General features: G+C 66.6%; 19 protein-coding genes. 9 read left to right on the top strand and 10 right to left on the bottom strand.

Annotated features, from left to right (window positions below; translation table 11 throughout):
• The first annotated feature begins 18 nt into the window (after positions 1–18).
• Positions 19–1,383: a bifunctional UDP-N-acetylglucosamine diphosphorylase/glucosamine-1-phosphate N-acetyltransferase GlmU gene (gene glmU / locus AAIO73_RS18310; protein ID WP_345880012.1), complete on the top strand. Its 1,365-nt coding sequence runs from the start codon at positions 19–21 to the stop codon at positions 1,381–1,383.
• Positions 1,384–1,409: 26 nt separating this feature from the next.
• A complete protein-coding gene (glmS, locus tag AAIO73_RS18305) occupies positions 1,410–3,233 on the top strand; it encodes a glutamine--fructose-6-phosphate transaminase (isomerizing) (RefSeq protein ID WP_345880010.1) in 1,824 nt (607 codons plus the stop codon).
• Between the two features lie 147 nt (positions 3,234–3,380).
• Here the strand turns inward: glmS and AAIO73_RS18300 are convergent, their stop codons facing one another.
• Genes AAIO73_RS18300 through AAIO73_RS18290 form a run of 3 tightly spaced genes read right to left on the bottom strand, consistent with a single transcriptional unit; the run spans position 3,381 to position 5,608 of the window.
• On the bottom strand, positions 3,381–4,265 hold the full coding sequence (locus AAIO73_RS18300) for a glycosyltransferase family 2 protein (protein ID WP_345880008.1): 885 nt from the start codon (positions 4,263–4,265) through the stop codon (positions 3,381–3,383).
• Between the two features lie 7 nt (positions 4,266–4,272).
• Positions 4,273–5,295 (bottom strand): polysaccharide pyruvyl transferase family protein, encoded by a 1,023-nt coding sequence (locus tag AAIO73_RS18295; protein ID WP_345880006.1) that lies wholly within the window; start codon positions 5,293–5,295, stop codon positions 4,273–4,275.
• Positions 5,296–5,344: 49 nt separating this feature from the next.
• Positions 5,345–5,608 carry a hypothetical protein gene (locus AAIO73_RS18290; protein ID WP_345880004.1) on the bottom strand — a complete coding sequence of 88 codons (264 nt, stop codon included), beginning with the start codon at positions 5,606–5,608 and terminating at the stop codon, positions 5,345–5,347.
• On the opposite strand from AAIO73_RS18290, the gene AAIO73_RS18285 reads away from it, so the two are divergent.
• A complete protein-coding gene (locus AAIO73_RS18285; RefSeq protein WP_345880001.1) occupies positions 5,595–6,863 on the top strand; it encodes a PQQ-dependent sugar dehydrogenase in 1,269 nt (422 codons plus the stop codon). The genes AAIO73_RS18290 and AAIO73_RS18285 overlap by 14 nt on opposite strands.
• A gap of 193 nt (positions 6,864–7,056) precedes the next feature.
• On the opposite strand, the gene AAIO73_RS18280 is transcribed toward AAIO73_RS18285, so the two are convergent.
• Positions 7,057–7,812: a DeoR/GlpR family DNA-binding transcription regulator gene (locus AAIO73_RS18280; RefSeq protein ID WP_345880000.1), complete on the bottom strand. Its 756-nt coding sequence runs from the start codon at positions 7,810–7,812 to the stop codon at positions 7,057–7,059.
• A gap of 206 nt (positions 7,813–8,018) precedes the next feature.
• Between AAIO73_RS18280 and AAIO73_RS18275 the strand changes: the two genes are divergently transcribed.
• The 3 genes from AAIO73_RS18275 to AAIO73_RS18265 all read left to right on the top strand — a co-directional run bounded on the left by AAIO73_RS18275 (position 8,019) and on the right by AAIO73_RS18265 (position 12,686).
• A complete protein-coding gene (locus AAIO73_RS18275; RefSeq protein WP_345879997.1) occupies positions 8,019–10,817 on the top strand; it encodes a TonB-dependent receptor in 2,799 nt (932 codons plus the stop codon).
• Positions 10,818–10,981: 164 nt separating this feature from the next.
• Positions 10,982–12,148 (top strand): histidine-type phosphatase, encoded by a 1,167-nt coding sequence (locus AAIO73_RS18270; protein ID WP_345879996.1) that lies wholly within the window; start codon positions 10,982–10,984, stop codon positions 12,146–12,148.
• A gap of 13 nt (positions 12,149–12,161) precedes the next feature.
• Positions 12,162–12,686, top strand: coding sequence for a gamma carbonic anhydrase family protein (locus AAIO73_RS18265; RefSeq protein WP_345879994.1), 525 nt, complete (start codon positions 12,162–12,164; stop codon positions 12,684–12,686).
• On the opposite strand, the gene AAIO73_RS18260 is transcribed toward AAIO73_RS18265, so the two are convergent.
• Both AAIO73_RS18260 and AAIO73_RS18255 read right to left on the bottom strand, forming a co-directional pair.
• The gene (locus AAIO73_RS18260) at positions 12,670–13,212 is read right to left on the bottom strand and encodes a hypothetical protein (protein WP_345879992.1); all 543 of its coding nucleotides are present in this window, start codon (positions 13,210–13,212) and stop codon (positions 12,670–12,672) included. The genes AAIO73_RS18265 and AAIO73_RS18260 overlap by 17 nt on opposite strands.
• A 37-nt stretch (positions 13,213–13,249) precedes the next feature.
• On the bottom strand, positions 13,250–14,761 hold the full coding sequence (locus AAIO73_RS18255) for a UxaA family hydrolase (protein WP_345880075.1): 1,512 nt from the start codon (positions 14,759–14,761) through the stop codon (positions 13,250–13,252).
• 46 nt (positions 14,762–14,807) lie between these two features.
• Between AAIO73_RS18255 and uxaC the strand changes: the two genes are divergently transcribed.
• Positions 14,808–16,217, top strand: coding sequence for a glucuronate isomerase (uxaC, locus tag AAIO73_RS18250; RefSeq protein ID WP_345879991.1), 1,410 nt, complete (start codon positions 14,808–14,810; stop codon positions 16,215–16,217).
• Positions 16,214–17,629 (top strand): mannitol dehydrogenase family protein, encoded by a 1,416-nt coding sequence (locus tag AAIO73_RS18245; protein ID WP_345879989.1) that lies wholly within the window; start codon positions 16,214–16,216, stop codon positions 17,627–17,629. The genes uxaC and AAIO73_RS18245 overlap by 4 nt, the downstream gene beginning before the upstream one ends.
• A 250-nt stretch (positions 17,630–17,879) precedes the next feature.
• On the opposite strand, the gene AAIO73_RS18240 is transcribed toward AAIO73_RS18245, so the two are convergent.
• Entirely contained in the window at positions 17,880–18,446 is a 567-nt protein-coding gene (locus AAIO73_RS18240) for a methylated-DNA--[protein]-cysteine S-methyltransferase (protein WP_345879987.1), read from the bottom strand.
• 62 nt (positions 18,447–18,508) lie between these two features.
• Between AAIO73_RS18240 and AAIO73_RS18235 the strand changes: the two genes are divergently transcribed.
• On the top strand, positions 18,509–19,306 hold the full coding sequence (locus AAIO73_RS18235; protein ID WP_345879985.1) for a bifunctional transcriptional activator/DNA repair enzyme AdaA: 798 nt from the start codon (positions 18,509–18,511) through the stop codon (positions 19,304–19,306).
• Positions 19,307–19,620: 314 nt separating this feature from the next.
• Here AAIO73_RS18235 and AAIO73_RS18230 read toward each other — a convergent pair whose 3' ends face one another.
• From AAIO73_RS18230 to AAIO73_RS18220, 3 genes are read right to left on the bottom strand one after another with little or no spacing between them, the layout of a single operon-like run.
• Positions 19,621–21,612, bottom strand: coding sequence for a M3 family metallopeptidase (locus AAIO73_RS18230; RefSeq protein WP_345879984.1), 1,992 nt, complete (start codon positions 21,610–21,612; stop codon positions 19,621–19,623).
• An 11-nt stretch (positions 21,613–21,623) separates the two neighbouring features.
• Positions 21,624–22,976: an L-serine ammonia-lyase gene (locus tag AAIO73_RS18225; RefSeq protein ID WP_345879981.1), complete on the bottom strand. Its 1,353-nt coding sequence runs from the start codon at positions 22,974–22,976 to the stop codon at positions 21,624–21,626.
• The gene (locus tag AAIO73_RS18220) at positions 22,973–24,055 is read right to left on the bottom strand and encodes a PLP-dependent cysteine synthase family protein (protein ID WP_345879979.1); all 1,083 of its coding nucleotides are present in this window, start codon (positions 24,053–24,055) and stop codon (positions 22,973–22,975) included. The genes AAIO73_RS18225 and AAIO73_RS18220 overlap by 4 nt, the downstream gene beginning before the upstream one ends.
• Positions 24,056–24,436: the final 381 nt, after the last annotated feature.

Genomic DNA, 24,436 nt, shown 5'->3' with positions numbered 1-24,436 from the left:
ATGCCAAGGAGCGCATCCATGAACGCGCAACCGATCGCCGCCGTGATCCTCGCCGCCGGGCAGGGCACGCGCATGAAGTCGTCGAAGCACAAGGTGCTGCACCCGCTCGCCGGGCAGCCGATGCTGTTCCACTTGCTCGACAGCCTCGACGCCGCCGGTATTTCGCGCCGCGTCGTGATCGTCGGCGCGGTCGGCGAACAGGTCGAGGCGGCGGTCGCGGGGCGCGGCGTCGAGATTGCGTGGCAGCGCGATCAACTCGGCACCGCCCATGCCGCGTTGCAGGCGCGCGAAACGCTGGCCGATCATGACGGTATCGTCCTCGTCTGTTTCGGCGATACGCCGCTGCTCTCGGCCGATACCGTCGCGCGGCTGGCCGCCCGGCTCGATGCGCCCGATGCACCGGCCGTCGCCGTCCTCGGCTTCCGTCCCGCCGATGCCGCCGCCTATGGCCGGATCATCGCCGACGATGCCGGCAACATCGCCAAGATGGTCGAATATAAGGACGCTTCGGCGGACGAACGTGCGGTCGACCTGTGCAACAGCGGCGTGACCGCCGTCCACAGCCGCGACCTGTGGGCGCTGCTCGACCGAGTCGGCAACGCCAATGCGGCGGGCGAATATTATCTGCCCGACATCGTCATGCTGGCGATCGCCGACGGACGCGGGGCGGTGGTGATCGAAACCGGCGCCGACGAAGTGGCCGGCATCAACAGCCGTGCCGAACTGGCGGCGGTCGAGGGGGCGTGGCAGGCGAAGCGGCGGAGCCAGGCGATGGCCGACGGCGTCACGCTGATCGCGCCCGACACCGTCTTCTTCGCGCACGACACGCAGCTTGGTCGCGACGTGACGGTCGAGCCGAACGTCGTGTTCGGCCCCGGCGTGACGATCGCCGACAACGTGACCATTCACGCGTTCAGCCATCTCGAAGGCGCGACCGTCGCGTCGAAGGCAGACGTCGGTCCCTATGCCCGCCTGCGCCCCGGCGCGGTGCTGGGGGAGGGCAGCCGTGTCGGCAATTTCGTCGAGGTGAAGAACACGACACTGGGGGTGGGGGCCAAGGCCAATCACCTGACCTATCTCGGCGATGCCAGCGTCGGGGCGAACGTCAATATCGGCGCGGGCACCATCACCTGCAATTATGACGGCTATCTCAAATACCGGACCGAGATCGGCGAGGGGGCCTTTATCGGATCGAACAGCGCCTTGGTCGCGCCGGTCAAGATCGGCGAGGGCGCGCTGGTCGCCGCCGGGTCGACCGTGACCCGCGATGTCGAGGCCGACGCGCTGGCGCTGGTCCGCGCCGAACGCGCCGATCATCCCGGTTGGGCCAAGCGCTTCCGCGCCAAGCAGGCGGCGATCAAGGCCGCCAAGTCGAAGAAATAAGCGGGCATCCCGCCGGAGAGACGATCATGTGTGGAATTGTTGGCATCATCGGCACCGACAGCGTCGCCGACCGGCTGCTCGATGGCCTCAAGCGCCTCGAATATCGCGGCTATGACTCGGCGGGCATCGCCACCGTCGAGGGTAGCGCGATCGAGCGTCGCCGCGCGTCGGGCAAGCTCAAGAACCTCGCCGCCGAACTGGCCGACCATCCGCTGCCCGGCCATGTCGGCATCGCCCATACCCGCTGGGCCACGCATGGCGGCCCGACCACCAACAATGCGCACCCGCATGCGACCGACGAGATCGCCGTCGTCCACAACGGCATCATCGAGAATTTCAAGCCGTTGCGCGACGAACTGACCGCGCGCGGCCGGGTCTTCACCAGCGAGACCGACACCGAGGTCGTCGCCCATCTGGTCAGCGAACAGGTCGAGGCGGGGCTGTCGCCTGCGGATGCGGTCAAGGCGATCCTGCCGCGTCTGCACGGTGCCTTCGCGCTCGCCATCCTGTTCCGCCAGCATCCCGACCTGCTGATCGGTGCGCGCCTCGGCTCGCCGCTGGTCGTCGGCTATGGCGAGGGCGAGGTCTATCTCGGCTCCGACGCGCTGGCGCTCGCGCCGCTGACCCAGCGTATCGCCTATCTGGAGGAAGGCGACTGGGTTGTCTGTCGTCAGGGCGGCACCGAAATCTTCGATCGCGACAACAACCCGGTCGAACGTCCGGTCACGCTGTCAGGCGTCACCGGCGCGCTGATCGACAAGGGCAATCACCGCCACTTCATGCAGAAGGAGATTTACGAGCAGCCGATTGTCGTCGCCCAGACGCTGCGCGGTTATCTCCAGCGCTTCGAAGGGCGCGTGTCGCTGCCCATCCCCGAATTCGACCTGTCGGGGATCAAGCGCGTCACCATCGTCGCCTGCGGCACCAGCTTCTATGCCGGCATGGTCGCAAAATACTGGTTCGAACAATTCGCGCGCGTGCCGGTCGATTTGGACGTCGCGTCCGAGTTCCGCTACCGCGCGCCGGTGATGGAGGAGGGCGGCCTTGCCCTGTTCATCAGCCAGTCGGGCGAGACCGCCGATACGCTCGCCGCGCTCCGCCATGCCAAGAGCGAGGGGCAGACCATCGCCGTCGTGGTCAACGTGCCGACCAGCACCATGGCGCGCGAAGCCGATCTGCTGCTGCCGACCCATGCCGGGCCGGAGATCGGCGTCGCCTCGACCAAGGCGTTCACCTGCCAGCTTGCGGTGCTGGCGGCACTTGCCGCCAATCTCGCCAAGGCCAAGGGGCGGTTGAGCGAGGCCGAGGAACGCAGCATCGTCCGCCATCTGGCGGAGGCCCCCGCATCGATCAACGGCGCGCTCGCCTATGACGAATCGATCGAGTCCATGGCCGGCGTCATCGCGGCGGCGCGCGACGTGCTGTATCTGGGGCGCGGCACCGATTATCCGCTGGCGCTGGAAGGCGCGCTGAAGCTGAAGGAAATCAGCTATATCCATGCCGAGGGCTATGCCGCCGGCGAGATGAAGCACGGCCCCATCGCGCTGATCGACGAATCGGTGCCGGTGATCGTCATCGCCCCGTCGGGACCGCTGTTCGACAAGACCGTCAGCAACATGCAGGAAGTGCAGGCGCGTGGCGGCAAGGTCGTGCTGATCTCCGACTATGACGGCATCCAGGCGGCGGGCGAAAACTGCATCGCCACCATCACCATGCCCAAGGTCCACCCGCTGATCGCGCCGATCGTCTATGCGGTACCGGTGCAGTTGCTGGCGTACCATGTCGCGGTCGCCAAGGGGACCGACGTCGATCAGCCGCGCAATCTGGCGAAGAGCGTGACGGTGGAGTGATGCAAAATCCTCCCCGGCACGGGGAGGGGGACCAGCGAAGCTGGTGGAGGGGGTTGTCCGCTTGCGGTGAGGCTGCGTTTGCCGCGCTCCCCCTCCACCACCGCTACGCGGCGGTCCCCCTCCCCGTGCCGGGGAGGATTTGAAGGCTTAGCCCTTGTGCCGGAAATAGGCCGCGAAGCCGCGCACCTGGTGCTTCAGCTTCAACAGGTCGCGGTTCTTGATCAGGTCGTGCTCCGACCTGCCCAGCACGTCGCGTAGCGCGGCGCGCAGGCTCATCAGCATCCAACCGCGCACCCGCTTCTGCCGCAGATGCTTGGCGTATAGCGCGCCATTGCCGAAGCCATAGCCGCGATACATTTTCCGCGCCGCGTCCAGCCCGCGCCGGCCATGATAATGGTCCACTCGGAAGGTCGGATCGTACAGGATCGGAATGCCGAGGTCCTGCGCGCGTACCAGATAATCGGTATCGTCCGAACCGATGAACGCCGCGCCCGCGCCGAAGCGTTCGTCGAACTTGCCGATCCGCTCGGCGACCGACCGCTGCATCGTGAAGTTCGCGCCGATGATGAAGCCGCTCGGCATCGCCGTCGGCCCCAGTTCGGCCGGATTGGGCGCGCGCTTGGTGGTGAAGGGGATGTCGCGCGGATCGCCGAGGCCGACCATGCCGCCGCGGATCACCTCGCGCGGGTCCTTGGCATAGGCGGCGCGGACATGTTCGAAATAATCGGGTTCCAGCGTGCAGTCGTCGTCGGTCATGACGATGATCCGCCCGCGCGCCGCCGCCAGCCCGGCATTGCGTGCGCACGAAAGCCCGCGGCGTTCCTCAGCCACGATCCGCACCGGCACCGATTGCTGCGCGGCCCAGCCTTCCATCACCTGCTGCGTGTCGTCGGTCGACCCGTTATTGACCAAGACGACCTCGACCGACTGCTCCGCCCGCCCTACCGCGATGCCAAGCGCGTCGAGCGCCAGCGGCAATTGCGTGGCACGGTTCAGCGTGCAGATGATGACACTGAATTCGGGGTCGGTCATGGCGCCCTCAGTTTCCGACTTGGTTCAGAAGCTCGACGGCCTGCGGTGCCGACGTTGCCTGGCGCGCGATGCGCAGTTCCTTGGTCCATGCATCAGCATAACGGCCGATCTTGCCGTAGGAGTTGTCGAGATAGACGTGCGGGATGTCGAGCAGGGTACACATGATGTGCCCATGCAGCCGATCGGTGATGACCTTGCGACCGTCGCTCAGGACGCGCGCGCCGCGATCGAACCGCTGGTTGGCAAGGTAGTTGTAGACCGACACCTGCCGCTTGCTCTTGGTCACCGCCCCGGTCGCGATCGCGCGGAGATTGGCGAAGCGCCGCTGCCACGTCCGTGACTTGGGCGATTCCGCCCGCCAGTCGGCTTCGCGCGCATTCGGGATGCTCTGAAGCGTACTGGCGTCGAGGTTCACCTTTTCCTTGTCGGTGCGCAGCAGCATGACGACGTCGTGGCTCGGGCTGACCGGGCGCGGTAGTAGGCCGATGCCGAACGCCGCATCGGGAACCAGCGTCGGGGAAAGGCCGAGCCGTTCCTGTGCAAAGGTCACGCTGTGGCGATCGCGCACCATCAGGTGGAAATCGGGATGCGCGCCGAAGGAGTCGATGCACTGCTGGATGGCGGCATCGTCCTGAAACTGGATCGATTGCGGTGCCTGTACCAGCCGCCGGTCGGTGAAGATGCGGGCCATCTTTTCGCGGAACTGCTGATGGCGTGGCCATACGTCGCCGAAATTGCCGCCACCATGCAGGAAGATCGGTCCCGTGGGGGCGGCGCGGCGCAGCGCATCGGCGTCGAAGCGGGCAAGGCTCGCCACATAGCTCGGATCGCGACCGGTCAGCTCGCGCAGGACGGACAATTCGCCGAGATAGATCGCACTGTCGCCGACATTGCCGTGATCGGGGAAGTCGATGATCGCATAGGGCTGACCCCGGCTGACATGCTTGCCGAATTCGGTCAGGAGCAATGCGCGTTGTGCCGCGATGACGCTTTCCGCCGAACGCGAGGTCTCGTTACCGTGTCCGCCCATACGTCCCCCATGATGTATAAGGCGCGCATGATCGGGTTCGGCCAAAGAGTCAATTGAACAAGCAATCACGATTAATCCACAAACGGGAAGCAGCGATGGTCCGCAGCTTTTTCGCCCGCTCGAACAGCGTGATATTTGGCCGCGACAAAAGATTGTTCTTCGAAACCCATCGCCGCTGCGCGCGCCCGGCGCAGAGCAGAGAGGAATCCTGCCGTACCGATCGCGTATCTTTTCGTTGCTGACGGACCCCATGCAGGCGCGCTGCGGTTGTCGCGGCGATGACAGCATGGGGAAATGCGATGAAGGTCCGCAATTGGGGCGCGGTGGCGCTCGCGTTGATGTCGAACGCAGCGATGGCGCAGGCGCCGCAGAAAGCCATTCCGGGCCTGAGGGAAACCGATCCGCCCTATGCGACCGAATCGGTCGTCAACCATCCGGTCACGATCGGCTGGCCCGAAGGCCGCACCCCCACTGCCCCGCGCGGGTGGCAGGTCGTCAAGTTCGCCGGCGGCCTCGACTATCCGCGGCAGGCGCTGCTGCTCCCCAATGGCGATGTGCTGGTGTCGGAAGCGCGCACGCTGCCCAAGCTCGACGCCGATCCCGAGGTCGCGCGCGGGCAGGCGCTGTCGAAGACCACGGGCTTCAGCGCCAACCGCATCACGTTGCTGCGCGACGCCAATCGCGACGGTGTGGCCGAACAGCGCTTCGTCCTGCGGGAAGGGCTGAACCAGCCGTTCGGGATGCAATATGTCGGCGGGCGGCTCTATGTCGCCAATACCGATGCGGTGGTCAGCTTCCCCTATCAACTGGGCGCGACCAGCATCACCGGCGCGCCGCGCATCCATGCCACGCTGCCGGCGGGCGGGTACAATAATCACTGGACGCGCAATCTGCTGGCCAGCCCCGACGGGCGCACACTCTATGTCTCGGTCGGGTCGGCGTCGAATGTCGGCGAATATGGCATGGACGAGGAAAAGCGTCGCGCCGCGATCCTCGCTATCGACCTGTCGACCGGGCGCGAGCGGCTCTACGCCTCGGGCCTGCGCAATCCGGTAGGCATGGATTTCGTCCCCGGCACCTCGACCCTGTGGACCGCGGTCAACGAGCGCGACGAGATCGGCGACGACATCTCGCCCGACTATCTGGTCGGCGTGCGCGAGGGCGGTTTCTATGGCTGGCCGTACAGCTATTATGGCAAGCAGGACCCGCGCCATGCCAACGAGAAGCGTGAATTGCTGAGCACTACGTTGCTGCCCGACGTCGCGGTCGGCGCCCATGCCGCCGCGCTCGGCATCGGCTTCGCCAAGCAGGGGGCGCCCACCGCCTTCGTCGCGCGCCACGGATCGTGGAACCGGTCGAGCTTCAGCGGCTATGACGTGCTTGCCGTCCCCTTCGCCAATGGCCGCCCGACCGGCGATCCGCAGCCGTTCCTGACCGGTTTCGTGGCCGATGAAAAGAAGGGGACCGTCCATGGCCGCCCGGTCAGCATCCAGACGCGGGCCGATGGTGCGATCTTCGTCGTCGACGATGCCGGCGACACGGTGTGGATGGTGCGCCGGACGGGGTGACAAAGCGCCGCACTCCGTTCGTGCTGAGTAGAGGCTGAGCCCTTCGACTGCCTGCCTGCGGCAGGCGCTCAGGACAGGCTTCGGTGCTTCGCACCGAAGTCGAACACCCGTATCGAAGTATCTGGTCAGCGGTCCTTCGATACGCCCCTTCGACAAGCTCAGTGGCTACTCAGGACGAACGGGTTTTGCCGGTCTAGGCCACGATCCACTCCACCCCGGTCGTCACCGCCGCATAGGCCGCATCGCATGCCCGGTCGCTGACGATCCTGTCGACCTCGGCGAACGAAGCGACCGCGACGACGCTCGCCCGGTCGAATTTCGATGCGTCGACCGCCATCGTTACCCGCCGCGACTGGCCGATCATCTGCCGGCACAACTCGCCCTCGCCGATATGATAGTCGGTGAAGCCGGATCGGACGTCGACCGACTCCGTCGACACGATCGCCATGCTTGGCCGGAACTGCGCCAGATAGGCCCGCGCCGTCGCGTCGAAGAAAGCGCGATAGCGATCTTCCAGTTCGCCGCCCGCCAGATACAGCCGATTGCCGTTGCGCCCGCCCAGTTCCGCAGCGACGCCCAGCGCGTTGGTGACCACGGTCAGATCGCGCTTGCCCTTCAGCGCCTGCGCGATGTGGAACGCGGTCGAACTGGCGTCGAGATAGAGCGATTCGCCGTCATCGACCACCTGCGCGACGGCGGCGGCGATGCGCTGTTTCGCGGCGGCGTTGCGGTGCAGCCGTGCCTCGAACGGCCCTTCCTCGACCGATTTGGCGAGGCGCGCGCCGCCGTGGATGCGCTCGATCAGCCCGTCCGCCTCCAGCAGCCGCAATTCGCGCCGGACGGTTTCGTCCGACACCGCCAGGATGCTTGCCAGCCCATGGATGCCCATCGCCTCGCCCTGGCGCAGCAGATCGAGGATTTCCTGGCGGCGGTCGCGGCGCTTCATCATGGGCGTGCAGCATATCGCGCAAACCGTCGATCGCAACCAGTTGGCGACGATATCAACATAATCTCATCATTAGCTTTGGGTTTCATGGCCATTGCATTACCGAATTCCTCAACATCGTGACCATCTGTAACAAATTATACGCAATCGCCGCCTAAGCGCGCCACCGAACGGGGAAGAACCCCGCATCCGATCCAAAGGGGAAATCCATGTCGTTCTTCTCGACGCTGCCGGCACGCCGGCGGCGCGCCTCCGCGCTCGCCCTGTCCAGCGCTGTCACCGCCCTTGCCATGGTGGCGCTGTTGCCCGCCTCCGCGCGTGCGCAGGACGTGCCCGCCGCCGACCAACAGACTGCCAGCGAGTCGCTGACCGACGACATCGTCGTCAACGGTCGGCGGCAGCGCACCGCGCTGAACGAGGAACAGGCCGAGATCGCGACGATCGACATCGTCACGACGGGTGACGTCGCCATCCATTCGCAGACGGGCATCGCCGACCTTGCCAAGATGCTGCCCGGCGTCTCGGTCAGCCGCGATCAGGGCCGCAACCAGAGCGCGACCGGCGAGGCGCAGTTCGCGACGATCCGCGGCTTCGACACCGGCTACAACGCCTATACCCTCGACGGCCTGCGCCTGCCGCAGACGGCGGGCAGCAGCCGCGCGATTTCGCTCAACCTGTTCTCGCCCTTCGCGATCGGCGGCATCGTCGTCGACAAGACGCCGGGCGCGGCGCGCGATGCCGACAGCATCGCCGGCATCATCGACCTGCGCACGCCGACCGCATTCGACTTCGCGCAAGGCTTCACCCGCGCCCGCGTGCTGGGGCAGGTCGCCGGCCTCGCGCTCGACCGCGAACAGGAAGCGTTCGGCGGGGCGATCGGGCTCGACGCCGCGCGCCGCTTCGGCAGCGACCGCCAGTTCGGCGTGTATCTGGCCGGCTATTACGAGGAACGCGGCAACGCGGCGGAATCGACCGCGGTGCAGAACGACTACAAGACCACCAATTTCGACGTCGGCACCCCGCGCGCCAATGCGAACGCGCTGTCGGCCGATGGCGTGCAGTGGAATTTCTACAACAACAAGATCAAACGCTACGGCGCGACCGGATCGTTCGATTTCCGCGGCGATGCGATCGATCTGTTCGGGCGGGTCAATTACGCGACCTACCTCAACACCAACACCATGAACCAGACGGGTCTCCGCAACGAGGTGACCAGCGGCCAGTCGAGCGGCAACCCACTGCGCACGCTGGCGAACGGCAGCACGACCCGCGCCTATAACGCCGCCGGCATCTACACCCCGCAGGGTGTGAATCCGGCAAGTTATTTCCGGACCGAGGACATTGAACAGGAACTCTTCTCCGCACAACTCGGCGCGAAGGCGCACTGGAACGGCTTCACCGCTGCGCTCGAAGGCGCCTATGCCGATGGCCGGTTCGACCAGCCGACCCGGATCGAGGCGGCGTTCCGCGGCATCGCCTATAACGGTACTGCCACCAACACCGGGGCTGCCACCGAAGGTGTCGTCGTCGACCTGTCCAATCCGAAATCGCCGCGACCGGTGCTGTCGGCCGGCGCGACCAGCTACGTCTCCTCGCTTGACCGCCCGACCCAACTCTATGTTCAGCGCGGCTATGACTATCTGACAGAGACCAAGAAGACGCTGAAGGGCAGCATCGGCTGGAGCGGCGAGGCCTTGCTGTCGGCGGTCGAGATCGGCGGGCTGTATGAGGATGCCGACCGCACCGGTCGCAGCCTTGCGCCCGACAATACCCGTTACCGCTTCCTGACTCCGCTGCAGAACGGCACGGTGCAGGGGCCGTCGATCAACCAGTATCTCGGCTATGTCCTCAAGGACTTCCTCGATTACTATCCCGCCCGCCCGATCAAGGTGCTGTCGCGCGCCCAGCTCGACGCGCAGGTCCGCGGCTATGTCGATCCGATGGTCATCGCGCAGAATACGCTGAACCAGGGGCTGCTCGACGGGCATGAACGGCGCAAGGCGCTCTACGGTACCGCGACGCTCAAGCTCGGCACGCTCGAAGTGATGCCCGGCATCCGCTATGAGGATAACGGCTTCAACGCGCGTTACTTTCTGAACGATGCCGATGGCGCGCGCTTCGTCAACGCCGGACGCGATTACGACCATCTCGACCCAAGCGTCCTCGCCGCGTGGAAGCCCAGCGACCGCATCACCGTGCGTGCCGCCGCCCGGTCGAGCTATGCCCGCCCGTCGTTCGACCTGATCGCCGGCCCGACCCGCATCACCCGCGATCCCGGTCGGAACAACGCGATCATCGCGATCAGCCAGCCCAATCCCGACCTGAAGCCGGTACAGGCATGGAGCTACGATGCAGGCGTCGATTTCTATGCCGGGGTCGGCCGCTATTTCCAGCTTGCCGCCTATTACAAAGACCTGTCGAACTTTGTCGTGACCACCGCGACGCGGACGGCGGGCGAGACGATCGACGGCATCGTCTATACCCGCCCGATCAACGGTGGCGGCGGCAAGGCGAAGGGCGTCGAGGCATCGGGCCGCTTCACCGTCGGCGACATGGTCGACAGCAGCTTCCTCGGCAATTTCGGCGTCGGTGGGAACATCACCTATCAGCAGACCGAGGCGAGCTATGTCATCCCGCTGAACGGCGTGCGCACTACCCGTACAAGCGCGCTGCCGCAGGCACCGGACCTGATCTACAATGCCGAGGTGTTCTATGCCGGCGGCGGGTTCCGGACGAACCTGTGGTACAATTATACCGGCCGCATCCTCGCGGCGGTGCAGGACAGCCAGCCCGACATCTATGTCCAGCCGGTCGGTGAACTCAACTTCGGCGCGGCCTATGAAGTCACCGACAATCTCGAAATCGGCGTATCGGCGCGCAACCTGCTCGACCAGCATACCTATTGGGCGACGGTGGGGAAGGGCGAGACGTACATCTCGAACGACCGCAACGGCGGCTATCTGAAGACCGGGCGGGTGTTCCAGTTCAGCCTGACGATGAAGATGTGAGCGGGTGGGGTGGTGGGCGCCGCTTGCCACCCCGCTTTTCCTTTCGTCATCCCGGCACGGGCCGGGGTCCATGGTTCCGCAGGCTCCGATACCGCTGGCTTTGCGGCGCGGTGGATCCCGGCATGTGCCGGGGTGACGCGGTTTACGCGACAGAAGGACAAACCATGCGCCCGATCCTCTTCCTCACCGCGGCGCTGAGCCTCGCGCCACATCCGGCCGCCGCCCGCGACACGCTCGACCGCGTCGTCATGCTGATGCGCCACGGCGTCCGCGCCCCGATTACGGGCGAGGCGCCCGCCGATACCAAGGTCGACGGGGCATGGCCCGCATGGCCGGTCGCCCCCGAAGTCCTCACGGCGCACGGTGCGAAGGCGATCGCGCAACTCGCCCGCCACGACCGCCGCTGGCTGACCGGCAAGGCCTGTCCGGTGCGCGGCAGCGTCCGCGTCTGGACCAACACCGCCGAACGCACCGTCGCCACCGGTCGCGTATATGCCGATGCGCTCGCTCCCGGATGCGACCTGCCCGTCGGCCACAACGCCGATGGGAAGGTCGACCCGCTGTTCGAACCGCTCCGCGCCGGTGCGACCGCTTTCGATGCGGACAGGGCGGTGGCGGCGATCACCGCCTATACCGGCGGCGTCGATGCGCTGACCGTGCGCCATGCCGATGCGATCCGCGAACTCGACCGCGTGCTCGGCTGCGGTTTACCCGCGGGTTGCTCGACCCCCGGACCCGCGACCTTGAAACCCAGCCGCGACGGACGCGGCATCGACTTCACCGGCCCGATCCGATCGACCTCGGGCACCGCGCAGGTGATCCTGCTGCAATATGCCGAGGGGATGCCGATGGCGCAGGTCGGGTTCGGCCGCGCCGATGCGACGACGATCCGCCGGATCGGCACGCTCCACGCCGCGCTGTTCGACGTCTTCACCCGCTCGCCCTATATGGCCGCGCATCAGGCGGGACCGATCGGACACCACATGCTGGCGACGCTGACCGCCGCGCAGGCACCGCGTCTCGAAATGCTCGTCGGGCATGACACCAACGTCACTGCGCTCGGCGCGGCGCTCGGCGTCGATCTCGACGCGCCGGGCTTTGCACGGAACGACGTCGCCCCCGGCGGTGCGCTCGTTCTCAAGCGCTGGCGGGGAAGCAAGGGGCCGTACGTCACGGTTTCCTATCGCGTGCAGCCGCTGGACGCGATCCGCTCGGGCGCGGCGAGGGTGGTCGAAACGCCGCTCGCCATCCCCGGCTGTGGCATCCGCTGTCCGCTTGATCGCTTCGACAAGCTGCTGCGCGCAAAGCTCGCCCCGGCCGTTGCGGGGTGATAGCGTCGGCGCCATGCCCTGCTACGCCCTCACCGATGCCGTTCCCGACCTTGCCACCGACAGCTGGGTCGCGCCGTCCGCCGATGTGATCGGCGCGGTACGGCTGGGGGCGGGGGCCAGCATCTGGTTCGGCGCGGTGGTGCGCGCCGACAATGGCGCGATCGTGATCGGCAACCGCAGCAACGTACAGGACGGCGCAGTCCTCCACAGCGACCCCGGCGCACCGCTGACGCTGGGGCAGGACTGCACGATCGGCCACCGCGCGGTGCTGCACGGCTGCACCATCGGCGACCGCGTGCTGATCGGCATGGGCGCGACCGTGCTCAACCACGCGGTCATCGCCGAGGATTGCGTGGTCGGCGCGGGTGCGCTGGTGACCGAGGGAAAGCGCTTTCCGCCGCGGAGCCTGATCGTCGGGGCACCCGCACGGGCAGTGAAGACGCTGACCGACGAGCAGCTTGCCGGGCTCAAACTGTCGGCAGCGGTCTATGTCGAAAAGGCGAAGCGGTACCGCGAGGGGCTTACTTCATTCTGTTGACAATTTGGTCACCTGCCATCGGTCTCGCGTGCGGCGCCGGTCGGTCCTGCCTGTCGATGAACAACAGCCGATCCACGACGATAGCGTGTCGTGCCAAGCCCAAATGACCGTAGTTGCCGGGAACGACGGTTCGGCGACCGATGAAATCAATCCGGTATAAACCTTCGGCTTGTTTTATGCGCGGATCGAGGGGGCTTTTGAACTCGATCCACGTATATGCTGGTTGTGGATCGGCTTCTGGTTCGATCCTACATCGCGTCGCTGGTGTTTCACAGAAAGCGTGGCTTTCGAACGCATTGCGCCACAATCCTTGCCAGCGTTGGGGCAACGACATCTTGTAACAGTCGTCAGTATCCTCGGGCAGCACGGCGATGCCACCAAATTGCAGCTTGTTGCGGCATTCCTCGGTCATGCCCGGCAATCCGGCATCGTAGTAGTTCATGTCGGCATCGGAAATTTGCGGCGTCGGCGGGTTGCAGCCCAACAGCATCAGGAGCGCGAACAAAGACAGGGGTGCGCGCGGCATGGTCCGATAGTGAGACAGCAATGCTGAACTCGCAAGCCTACAGCGTAACCCCCGATTTCCAGATCCCGATCGCGCGTTCCTCGTTCACCTCGTTGCGCGCCGGCTCCCCCGACGCCACCGCGACGATCCTTGCAAGCAGCGCATCCGCCGCCGCGTCCTGCCCGTCGTCCAGCACCCTACTCGCATCGAAATCGATCCAGCCCGCCTTGCGCGTCGCCAGATCGCGATTGGTCGCGATCTTCATCGTCGGCACGGGGGACCCGAGCGGCGTGCCGCGCCCGGTCGAAAACAGCGTGATCGTCGCCCCCGCCGCTGCCAGCGCGGTCGTCGATACCGCATCGTTGCCCGGCCCGTCGACCACCGACAGTCCGGCTCGGCGCACCGGTTCGCCATAATCGAGCACGTCGCTGACCGGAGCGAGCCCGCCCTTCTGCACCGCGCCCAGCGATTTCTCCTCCAGCGTGGTGATGCCGCCCGCGATATTGCCGGGGCTCGGATTTTCCGACACCGGCTCGCCATGGTCGAGGAAATAGCGTTTGAAGCGGTTGGTCACCTCGACCAGCCGGTCAAAGACGGCTTCGTCGGCACAGCGCGCCATCAGCATCCGTTCCGCGCCGAAGATTTCGGGGATTTCGGTCATCAGCACCGTGCCGCCCACCGCCGCGACCCGGTCGGTCATCCGCCCGATCAGCGGATTGGCGGTCAGCCCCGACATTGAATCCGACCCGCCGCACTTCACCCCCAGCCGCAGTGCCGACAGCGGCACCGTCTGCCGCTTCGCTGCCGCCGCTTCGGCCAGTTCGTCGACCGCCGCCATCGCCTCGGCAAATTCGTCGGCACTCGCCTGCGCTCGCACCGTCCGCACCCGCGCCAGTACGTCGGCAGGCAGGCGCGTCAGCATCGCATCGAGCTGGTTCGACTCGCACCCGAGGCCCAGCAGCACCACGCCCCCAGCATTGGGATTGCACGCCAGCGCCGCCAGGATCGCCCCGGTCCGGTTCAGATCGTCGCCCAGCTGCGAACAGCCGAACGGATGGTTGAACGCATGGACGCCGTCGATCCGCCCGGCATGGCGCGGCCCCGCCTGCATCGCGATCCGCTCGCCCAGCCGTCCGACGCAGCCGACCGTCGGCAGCACCCAGATTTCGTTGCGCGTACCCACGCTGCCATCGGCGCGGACATAGCCGACAAAGCCCGGCTCGCTGCGTACCGGCGGGGCGGGCGGCATGGCCGGGACGTAGCGATACTCGTCCTCACCGGCCAATGCCGTCGCGACATTATGGACATGGACATGCTCGCCCGCCGCAATGGCCGAGCGCGCAATGCCGATCGGACTGCGATAGCGTCGTACCGGCGCTCCCGCCGCGACCGGGCGCACCGCGATCTTGTGCCCGACTGGAATGTCGGCGCGCGCCACGACCCGGTCATCATCGACCGCGACCACCCCCCCCGCCGCGACGGGATCGAGCAGCAGGGCAACATCGTCGTCACGATCGACGCGCACGGCACGGGCGGGGGAAACATCGAGCATTGGCAGGAAATAGGGCATTGCCACCGCTGGCACAATCCACCAAGGGGCGGGAAAGGAGATGCCGATGCCCGCCTTGCTGCTGAACCCCGATCGCCTGTTTCCGGCCGATCCGACGACGCGCGGCATCGCCCGCGACCTGTATGCCGCCGTTCGCGACCTGCCGATCGTCAGCCCGCATGGCCATACCGACCCGGCGTGGTTCGCGACCAACCGCCCCTGGACCAACGCGACCGAGTTGCTGCTGTCGCCCGACCACTATATCTTCCGCATGCTGTACAGCCAGGGCATCGCGCTCGACGACCTTGCCGTGCCGCGCCGCGACGGGACGATCGTCGCCGATCCGCGCAAGGCGTGGGGGGTGTTCGCCGCCAACCAGCATCTGTTCCGCGGCACGCCGTCGCGGCTGTGGCTCGATCATGTGTTCGGCGCGGTGTTCGGGTTCGACGAAGCGCTGACCGCCGCTAATGCCGACACCTATTACGACCGGATCGGCGAACTGCTCGCGACCGACGCCTATCGCCCGCGCGCGCTGTTCGAACGTTTCGGTATCGAACTGATCGCGACGACGGAGGGAGCCGACGATCCGCTCGACCATCACCGCGCGATCCGCGCCAGCGGCTGGAGCGGGCGCGTCGTCACCGCCTATCGCCCCGACGCGGTGATCGACTGCGAACACGAAGCCTTCCGCCCGGCCCTCGCCAAATTCGCCGAACTGACCGGCGAGGACGTGGCAAGCTGGACCGGCTATCTGAACGCCCACCGTAAACGCCGGCAGGACTTCATCGCCGCTGGCGCGACGTCGAGCGATCACGGCCACCCGACCGCCCGCACCGCCAACCTCTCGGCGTCGAAATCCGAAGCGCTGTTCGCCAAGGTCATCGCCGGCACCGCCGACGCCAGCGACGCCGAGCTGTTCCGCGCGCAGATGCTGACCGAAATGGCGCGCATGTCGATCGACGACGGGCTGGTGATGCAGATCCACCCCGGATCGTTCCGCAACCATAATCGCGGCCTGTTCGAAGCGTTCGGCCGCGACAAGGGCGCCGACATCCCGACCCGCACCGATTATGTCGCCGCGCTCAAACCGATGCTCGACGTGGTCGGCACCTCGACCGAACTGGCGATCATCCTCTTCACGCTCGACGAATCGACCTATGCCCGCGAACTGGCGCCGCTGGCGGGCCATTATCCGTGCCTGAAGCTCGGCCCCGCATGGTGGTTCCACGATTCGCCGGAAGGGATGCGCCGGTTCCGCGAGATGACGACCGAGACGGCGGGCTTCTACAACACCGTCGGCTTCAACGACGACACCCGCGCCTTCCTGTCGATCCCGGCCCGCCACGATGTCGCCCGCCGCGTCGACTGCGCCTTCCTCGCCCGGTTGGTTGCCGAACACCGGCTGGACGAAGCCGAGGCGCACGACGTCGCGCACGACCTGACCTATGGCCTCGTCAAGAAGGCGTACAAGCTGTGATCCTCTCCAACGCCACCCTTGCCGACCTGCCCGCCACGGTCGCACGCCCCGACTACGACCGCACGACGCTGACCCCCGGCATCGTCCATATCGGCCCCGGCGCGTTCCACCGCGCGCATCAAGCCGCCTATGTCGACAGTATTCTAGGCCACGACCCACGCTGGGCGATCAGTGCGGTTGCCCTCAATTCGACCGGGGTCGCCGATGCGCTGCGGCCGCAGGACGGGCTGTACACGCTGGCGCTGCTCGATCGTGAGACGCGCTACCGCGTGATCGGTTCGATCACCGAATTGCTGACCGCGCAGCGCCGCGACGCGATCCTGTCGCGCATCGCCGCGCCGACCACCCGGCTGGTCACCACCACCGTTACCGAAAAGGGCTATCACCTCGACAGCAGCGGTGCGCTCGACATGGACCATCCGGCGATCGTCCGCGAACTGACCGGGGCCGAACCGTCGACGCTGTCGGGCTGGCTGGTCGCCGGCCTCGCCGCACGCCGGGCGGCGGGCGGTGGCGCGATCACGCTGCTGTCGTGCGACAATCTGGCGGATAATGGCCACCGCTTCCGCCGCTCGGTCCGCGACCTTGCTGCCGCGCGCGATCCCGACCTCGCCAAATGGATCGACGATAACGTCCGTTTCCCCTCGACCATGGTCGATTCGATCACGCCCGCGACCGACGACGCATTGCGCCAGTCGGTGCGCGCTGCGATCGGCGTCGACGACGCGTGGCCGATCCAGCGCGAGCGCTTCGCGCAATGGGTCGTCGAGGATGATTTTGCCGGTGAGCGTCCGCCGCTCGATGCCGCCGGCGTCCAGTTCACCCGCGACGTGCGCGGCTTCGAAAACGCCAAGCTGCGGCTTTTGAATGGCACGCATTCGACGCTCGCCTATGTCGGGCTGCTGATGGGCCTCGCCACCGTGCGCGACGCGATGGCGTGCCAGCCGCTCGCCGCCTTTGCCGAGCGGCTGATGCGGCAGGATATCGCGCCCTCGATCCAGCCGCCCGCCGAAATGGACCTGTCGGCCTATATCGATGCGGTGCTGGCGCGCTTCGCCAATCCGGCGATCGCGCACCAGCTGGCGCAGATCGCATGGGACGGTTCGCAGAAACTGCCCTACCGCCTGTGCGACACCATCCGCGACGCGCGTGCGGCGGGGCGTCCGGTCGACCGGCTGGCGGTGCCGATCGCGGCCTGGTTCCGCTTCCTCGAACTGCGCAAGATGAGCGGCGAAAAGCTGGTCGACCCCCGCGCCGACGCGCTGCTGGCGCGAGCCGGGGAGCCGGCGGCATTGCTGGCGATGCGCGATGTGTTCGGCGATCTGGGCGAGGATGCGGTGTTCGTCGCGGCGGTCGAGCGGGCTTATGCGGCGCTGGCGCCGGGCGAGGATCTGGCGGCGGCCCTGGTCTGATCGGGGAGATTGGTTCACGCGAAGGCGCGAAGCTCGTGAAGAGAAGAAGGTAGATTGTCGCGCAGAGGCACGGAGGCGCAGAGGGTTGCATTGCGGGCGATCGGCTCTCGATCGGGAGACCGTAGCGCCCTTGGCAGTAGGGCGTGAAGCCGCTGACGCGGGGGACGTTGCACCAAGTACAATCCCTCCGCGCCTCTGCGCGAAAAGCACTCTTTCCTCTTCGCGTCCTTCGCGCCTTCGCGTGAACGAATTAAACCAACCCGACCCCCTCATGCGCCAGCAGCCACCGCTTGCGCTCCAGCCCGCCGCCATAGCCGGTCAGCGCCCCCGACCGTCCGATGATCCGGTGGCACGGCACGACGATCGCGATCGGGTTCGATCCATTGGCCAGCCCCACTGCCCGCACCGCGCTCGGCCGCTCGATCGCCGCGGCGATATCGACATAGGCGACCGTCCGTCCCGCGCCGACCTTGCGCAGCGCCTGCCACACCGACCGCTGAAACGCGGTCCCCCCGGTCGCGGTCGGCAGCCCGTCGATCGCCGACACATCCCCCGCGAAATAGGCGGTCATCGCCCGCATCGCGTCGCTGGTCCGCGTCGCCGGCACGACCCGCCACGCGCCCGGCCCGTAATGCAGCCGCAGCAGCCGCTCCATCCGCGCGCCGAAATCCTCGAACTCCAGCACGCGCAATACCCCGTCGCCGTCGGTCAGGATGGTGATCGTCCCGACCGGACTGGGCAGCAGTTCTTCATACAGCGTCATCATGCCCTGCAACCTGACGCCGCGCGCAACCGACTGCCAGCGGAAATCGGACATCACGCCACGTCCATGTCCGTTTTTCGCTAGTTGCGCGGCGGATCGGCGATAGGTTGGCACCCATGCTCGACCCCGACCAATGCTATGCCGCGATCCTCCGCCGCGACCCGGCACAGGACGGGCTGTTCTTCACCGCGGTCCGCACCACGCGCATCTATTGCCGTCCGGTCTGCCCGGCGCGCACCCCGACCCGCGGCAGTGTCACCTTCTACGCCAACGCGGCGGCGGCGCAGGCGGCGGGCTATCGACCATGCCTGCGATGCCGGCCCGAAACCGCCCCCGACAGCCCAGCCTGGGCCGGCACGCTCGCGTCGATCCACCGCGCGCTGCGCCTGATCGACGACGGCGCGCTGGCGGAGGGCAGCGTGGCCGCGCTCGCCGACCGGCTGGGCATGACCGACCGTCATCTCCGCCGCCTGTTCGTCGAACATCTCGGGCTGACCCCGCTTGCGATCGAGGCGACGCGCCGCCTCCACCTCGCCAAGCATCTCGTCCACGACACCCGCCTGCCGTTGACCGATATCGCCTTCGCCGCGGGCTATGGCAGCGTCCGCCGCTTCAACGAAGCCTTCCAGTCCGCCTTCGGCCGGGCCCCCTCCATGCTCCGTCGCGAAGGTCCGCCCGCCGATCCCGCCGCGCCGATCACGGTCACCATTGCGCACCGGCCCGATCGGACGCCCGCCGGCCCGATCGCGGTCGGCCTTCCCGAAGGTCGAGCCGAAATCATACCGGGCCGAAACCGGACGCTGCGCATCACCCTGACCGACGTTCCGCTCCCCGCCCTCGGTCGCGCTATCGCCGCTGCGAAGCGGGCGGTGTCCGAAAATGCTGTCCTACATGGGCGCCGGTCGGCAGGATGACGACCGTTCTTTCTCATCACCGCTGCCGATATCATTCACGCGAAGGCGCGAAGTCGCAAAGAAAATAGATTTCGCGCGGAGCCGCGGAGCCGCGGAGGAGGTACATTCGATGTAACCTCCCGCGCGCCAGCGGCCTCATGCCAAGCTGTCAGTGAGCACAACGTCTTCCGATCGCGAACGGTTCGCAACCCTCCGCGCCTTCGCGTCTCTGCGCGAAAACTACCCTAGACTTCGTGCCTTAGCGCCTTCGCGCGAACCAAAGCCGACAAGTACGAAAACGCGCGCAAGTGTGAACTTCGTGAACTTTGGACCGGTCAAACCAGCCCATGCCGCGCCAGCATCGCTGCCGGATCGGGATCGCGCCCGCGAAATGCCCGGAACAACTCGATCGCCGGCCGCACCGCGCCCTGTGACAATACCGTCTCGCGCAGCCGATCCCCGGTCGCCCGATCGACCGTCCCCGCCTCGGCAAACGCGGCAAACCCGTCCGCCGCCAGCAATTCCGCCCAGAGATAGCTGTAATATCCCGCCGCATAGCCCCCGGCGAAGATATGCGCGAAGGCGTGAGGGAAACGGTGCCATTCCGGTGGTCGCGCCACCGCCACCTCGTCGCGCACCGCCTCGATCACCGCCATCGGGTCATCGCCCTCGGTGCCCAGATGCAGCAACAGGTCGAACATCGCGAACTCGATCTGCCGCAACAGGAACATGCCCGACCCGAACCGCCGCGCCGCCAGCATCCGTTCGAACAGGTCGTCGGGCAGCGGCTCGCCGGTCTCGACATGGCCCGACATCGCCGACAGCACCGACGGCTCCCATGCGAAATCCTCCATCAACTGGCTGGGCAGTTCGATCGCGTCCCATTCGAACCCGGTCGTACCGGCAATGTCCGGCCGCGGCACGCGGGTGAACAGGTGGTGCAGGCAGTGCCCGGTCTCGTGCAGCAGCGTCGTGACGTCGTCATGGCTGAGCAGCGGCGTCGCGCCCCCGGTCGGGGCGAAGTTGCAGACCATGTACGCGACCGGGATGCCCTCGGCCGGATCGGCACGATAGGGCCGGGCAGGGGCCATCCACGCGCCGCCCTTCTTGCCCGGACGCGCATGCAGGTCGAGATAAAGTCCCGCGAACACGCCTTCATCGTCCGCCACATCGTAATAATGCGCATCGGCATGATAGGTCACGACGTCGCTGCGCTCGGTCAGGACGATGCCGAACAACTGACCCAACAGCCGCTGCCATCCGTTCAGCACCCGATCGACCGGGAAATATTGCTTCACCGCCGCCTGGTCGATGGCGTGGGCATGCCGCTTCAGCCGGTCGCTTACGAACCCGGTATCCCAGGGCTGCAGGTCGTCGATCCCCAGATGCTCGGCGGCGAAGATGCGCAGTTCGGCGATCTCCGCCTCGGCATGCGGCCTGGCCCGTTTGGCAAGGTCGCGCAGGAACGCCAGCACCTCAGCTACGTCGGGCGCCATCTTGGTGCTCAGCGACCGCGCGACCGGATCGGTGAAGCCCAGCAGCGTCGCCGCCTCCTGGCGCAGCCCAAGGATGCGGCGGATCCGCGCGCCATTGTCGAACCTGCCGGCATCCGGTCCCTGATCCGACGCCCGCGTGCCATAGGCGCGATAAACCTCCGCCCGCAGATCGCGATCCTCGGCAAAGGTTAGCACCGCGATCACGCTCGGCTGTTGCAGCGTCACGACCCAGCCATCCAGTCCGCGCGCTTCCGCCGCCGCCGCCATCATCGCCCGGTCGGCTTCCGACAGTCCGTTCAGGCGCGTCGGATCGGTGACGTGCAGCGTCCACGCATCGGTCGCATCCAGCACCGCGCTGGCGAATTCGGTCTGGAGCGCCGACAATTCGGTCGCGACCGCTTTGAACCGTTCGCGCTCCGCCTCGTCGAGCGCTACGCCCGCCAGCGTCCGGTCGCGGATCGACCGCTCGACCGCGACGCGATCGGCATCGTCCAGTTCGGCGAATTCGGGTGCGATCGCCAGCGTGCGCAGCGTATCGAACATCGCCCGGTCCTGTTGCGCCGCGATCCCGCGCGCGGTCAGCACCGCCTGTCCCGCCGCATGCGCCTCGCGCAGTTCGGGGGTGTCGGCAACCGCATGCAGGTGCCACACGGTCGACCAGAAATCGTCGAGCGCGACATCCGCCGCCTCGACCGGCAACCACGTCGCGGTGAAGCTCGGTTCGGTGGTCTTGGCCTGCTCGGCCACCGCCTCGCGCTCCGCCAGCAGCGTGTCGAGCGTGGGCGCGATCGAATCGGGGGTGATCGCGGCGAAATCGGGAAGCTGGGGCAAGCGCAAATCCTTCAACATTCGACGACATTGACCGCCAGGCCACCCTGGCTGGTCTCCTTATACTGGCTCTTCATATCCTCGCCGGTTTGACGCATCGTTTCGATCACCTGGTCGAGACTGACGATGTGGCGACCATCGCCATGCAGCGCCAGATAGGCGGCGTTGATCGCCTTGATCGCGCCCATCGTGTTGCGCTCGATACACGGGATCTGCACCAGCCCGCCGATCGGATCGCAGGTCAGTCCCAGATTATGCTCCATGCCGATCTCGGCAGCATTCTCGACCTGCCCCGGTGTCGCGCCGAGTGCGGCGGCCAGGCCGGCGGCGGCCATCGAACAAGCGACGCCGACCTCGCCCTGACACCCCATTTCGGCGGCCGAAATTGACGCATTCTGCTTGTAGAGAAACCCGATCGCCGCCGCCGTCATCAACAGCGCCCGCGCACCGGCGCGGGTCGATCCATGGACGAAGGTCTCGTAATATTTCAGCACTGCCGGTATCACCCCCGCTGCGCCGTTGGTCGGTGCGGTGACGACGCGGCCTCCCGCCGCATTCTCCTCATTGACGGCGAGTGCCCACAGGCTGACCCATTCGAACACGACGCTGGGGTCGGTGCGGGGGCCGCGCTCCAGCAGCTTCTCACGGATCGCCCGCGCACGGCGCTGGACGCGTAGCCCGCCGGGCAGTTCGCCGCTCCCCGCACAACCGCGATCGATTGAGGCCAGCATCGCCGATCGCACCGCGTCGAGGAACGCGTGCGTCTCCGCTTCCGGCCGCCACGCGCTCTCGTTGGCGGCGACGATCTCCGCGATCGACTGGCGGGTATCGGCACAGGTCGTCAGCAGTTCCGCGCCGCTGGCAAAGGGATGCGGCAGCGTCAGGTTCAGGCGTGGCGGCGTCTCGCCTTCGGGTCGGATCGCGCCGCCGCCCACCGAATAATAGCGCCGCACGATCCGGCTTCCGTCCGCCAGCACGGCCGTGAACGCCATCGCATTGGGATGGCCGGGCAGGAAACCGGGATGAAAGACGATGTCGCGTGCCGGATCGAACGCGATCCGTCGCGTTCCGGCCAGATCGATCGAGCAGGTCGCGTGGATCATGTCGACCATGCCCGCGACCGCATCCGGATCGATCCCTTCGGGAGTCGCTCCGGCCAGCCCCAGCAACACCGCGATATCGGTGGCATGGCCGCGACCGGTCAGCGACAGCGAACCGTACAGGTCGCACAGCACCCGTTCCGGCACGATCCCATCTTCGTCCAGCATCGTCGCAAAGGCATGGGCCGCACGCATCGGCCCGACGGTATGCGAGCTCGACGGCCCGATACCGATCGTGAACAGGTCGGTGATGCTGAGCGGAGTCATGCGGACTGCCGCAGAAAGCGTTCGAACCGCGCCGCCGCCGGTCGCCAGTCGATCCGGCGCGCCGCCAGCCAGCCATCGTCATAATAGGTATCGCCGTAGCGCAGGCCCGAATCGCACAGGATCGTCACCACCGATCCCCGCTGTCCCGCCGCGACCATTTCCTCGATCAGCATAGCGCAGGCGACGATATTGGTCCCTGTCGATCCGCCGACCGGCCGCCCGAGCCGCGCACTGATCGCCCGCATCGCCCCGATGCTGTCGGCATCGTCGACGGCGATCATCCGGTCGATGACGCTGGGAACGAAGCTCGGCTCGACCTGCGGGCGTCCGATCCCTTCGATACACGAACATTCGCCTTCGACGGTCTGGATGGCGGGATCGTCATAATAGCGGTGAAAGACCGACGCCGCCGGATCGGCGACGCATAGCCGCGTGGCATGACGCCCGTAGCGGATGAAGCGACCCAGCGTCGCCGACGTACCGCCGGTGCCCGCGCCGCAGACGATCCAGCTCGGCTCGGGTGAGTCCTCCTTGGCCATCTGTGCAAAGATCGATTCGGCGATATTGTTGTTCCCGCGCCAGTCGGTCGCACGCTCGGCATAGGTGAACTGGTCGAGATAATGCCCGCCACTGGCGTCGGCCAAGCCGCGAGCCGCGGCATAGACCTCGCGCGGGTCGTCGACGAAGTGGATCTCGCCGCCTTGGAACCGGATCGCATCGATCTTGGCGCTAGCGATCGATCGCGGGACCACGGCGATGAAGCGCAGTCCAATCAATCGCGCGAAATAGGCTTCGGACACCGCGGTCGATCCGCTGGTCGCCTCGACCAGCATCGTGTCCGGCCCGATCCACCCGTTGCACAGGCCATAGAGAATTAGGGATCGGGCGAGCCGGTGCTTCAGGCTGCCCGACGGATGGACCGATTCGTCCTTGAGGTAGAGCGTGATCCCCGGCGTCGCGGGCAGTTCGACGCGGATCAGATGGGTATCGGCCGAACGGCAGAAGTCGGCCTCCAGCCGCCGGATCGCATCAAGCGTCCAAGTGCGGTCCGGCGAAGGCGGCGCGGGAACAGCAGTCAACGAAGCGAACCTTTCACAAGATACTATCATCAACCTTATGACGCGGGAGCCGGGTAGGGGGAAGGGCGCGCCAACAGGCTTGCAAACGCCCTGGAACGGCACGCTGGATCGAAAAATCGCCGGGAACCGAAAAAAGTAGAGAATCGTTGTTGACGCCTTCTGACGCCGTCCGTATAAGCAGCTTCACCGGACGACGAGGCGCTCTTCGCTTCTTCCGACGGTCGCCTCGCTGATCTTCGGATCGTGCCGCTCAAGCGGTTAGCGAGTTGCTCTTTTTAAACCGGGACCTGGTACTGACCGAGATGGTTGGTGCCATGTGTTCCGGTCTCTCTATCGCCGGCTTGCTGGCGCTTCGACCGGTAGGTTTGGAGCAGGGAGAGT

It is taken from the genome of Sphingomonas epibiotica (assembly GCF_039615155.1).
Lineage (GTDB): Bacteria > Pseudomonadota > Alphaproteobacteria > Sphingomonadales > Sphingomonadaceae > Sphingomonas.
This window is presented reverse-complemented; position numbering and strand designations above follow the sequence as displayed.

Excerpts from the sequence above, each read along its gene's own strand:
- glmS (WP_345880010.1), top strand. The coding sequence starts at position 1,410 with ATGTGTGGAATTGTTGGCATCATCGGCACCGACAGCGTCGCCGACCGG.
- AAIO73_RS18255 (WP_345880075.1), bottom strand. The coding sequence starts at position 14,761 with ATGCCCTATTTCCTGCCAATGCTCGATGTTTCCCCCGCCCGTGCCGTG.
- AAIO73_RS18260 (WP_345879992.1), bottom strand. The coding sequence starts at position 13,212 with ATGCCGCGCGCACCCCTGTCTTTGTTCGCGCTCCTGATGCTGTTGGGC.
- uxaC (WP_345879991.1), top strand. The coding sequence starts at position 14,808 with ATGCCCGCCTTGCTGCTGAACCCCGATCGCCTGTTTCCGGCCGATCCG.
- AAIO73_RS18235 (WP_345879985.1), top strand. The coding sequence starts at position 18,509 with ATGCTCGACCCCGACCAATGCTATGCCGCGATCCTCCGCCGCGACCCG.
- AAIO73_RS18265 (WP_345879994.1), top strand. The coding sequence starts at position 12,162 with ATGCCCTGCTACGCCCTCACCGATGCCGTTCCCGACCTTGCCACCGAC.
- AAIO73_RS18285 (WP_345880001.1), top strand. The coding sequence starts at position 5,595 with ATGAAGGTCCGCAATTGGGGCGCGGTGGCGCTCGCGTTGATGTCGAAC.
- AAIO73_RS18275 (WP_345879997.1), top strand. The coding sequence starts at position 8,019 with ATGTCGTTCTTCTCGACGCTGCCGGCACGCCGGCGGCGCGCCTCCGCG.
- AAIO73_RS18270 (WP_345879996.1), top strand. The coding sequence starts at position 10,982 with ATGCGCCCGATCCTCTTCCTCACCGCGGCGCTGAGCCTCGCGCCACAT.
- AAIO73_RS18280 (WP_345880000.1), bottom strand. The coding sequence starts at position 7,812 with ATGATGAAGCGCCGCGACCGCCGCCAGGAAATCCTCGATCTGCTGCGC.
- AAIO73_RS18240 (WP_345879987.1), bottom strand. The coding sequence starts at position 18,446 with ATGTCCGATTTCCGCTGGCAGTCGGTTGCGCGCGGCGTCAGGTTGCAG.
- AAIO73_RS18225 (WP_345879981.1), bottom strand. The coding sequence starts at position 22,976 with ATGACTCCGCTCAGCATCACCGACCTGTTCACGATCGGTATCGGGCCG.
- glmU (WP_345880012.1), top strand. The coding sequence starts at position 19 with ATGAACGCGCAACCGATCGCCGCCGTGATCCTCGCCGCCGGGCAGGGC.
- AAIO73_RS18295 (WP_345880006.1), bottom strand. The coding sequence starts at position 5,295 with ATGGGCGGACACGGTAACGAGACCTCGCGTTCGGCGGAAAGCGTCATC.
- AAIO73_RS18300 (WP_345880008.1), bottom strand. The coding sequence starts at position 4,265 with ATGACCGACCCCGAATTCAGTGTCATCATCTGCACGCTGAACCGTGCC.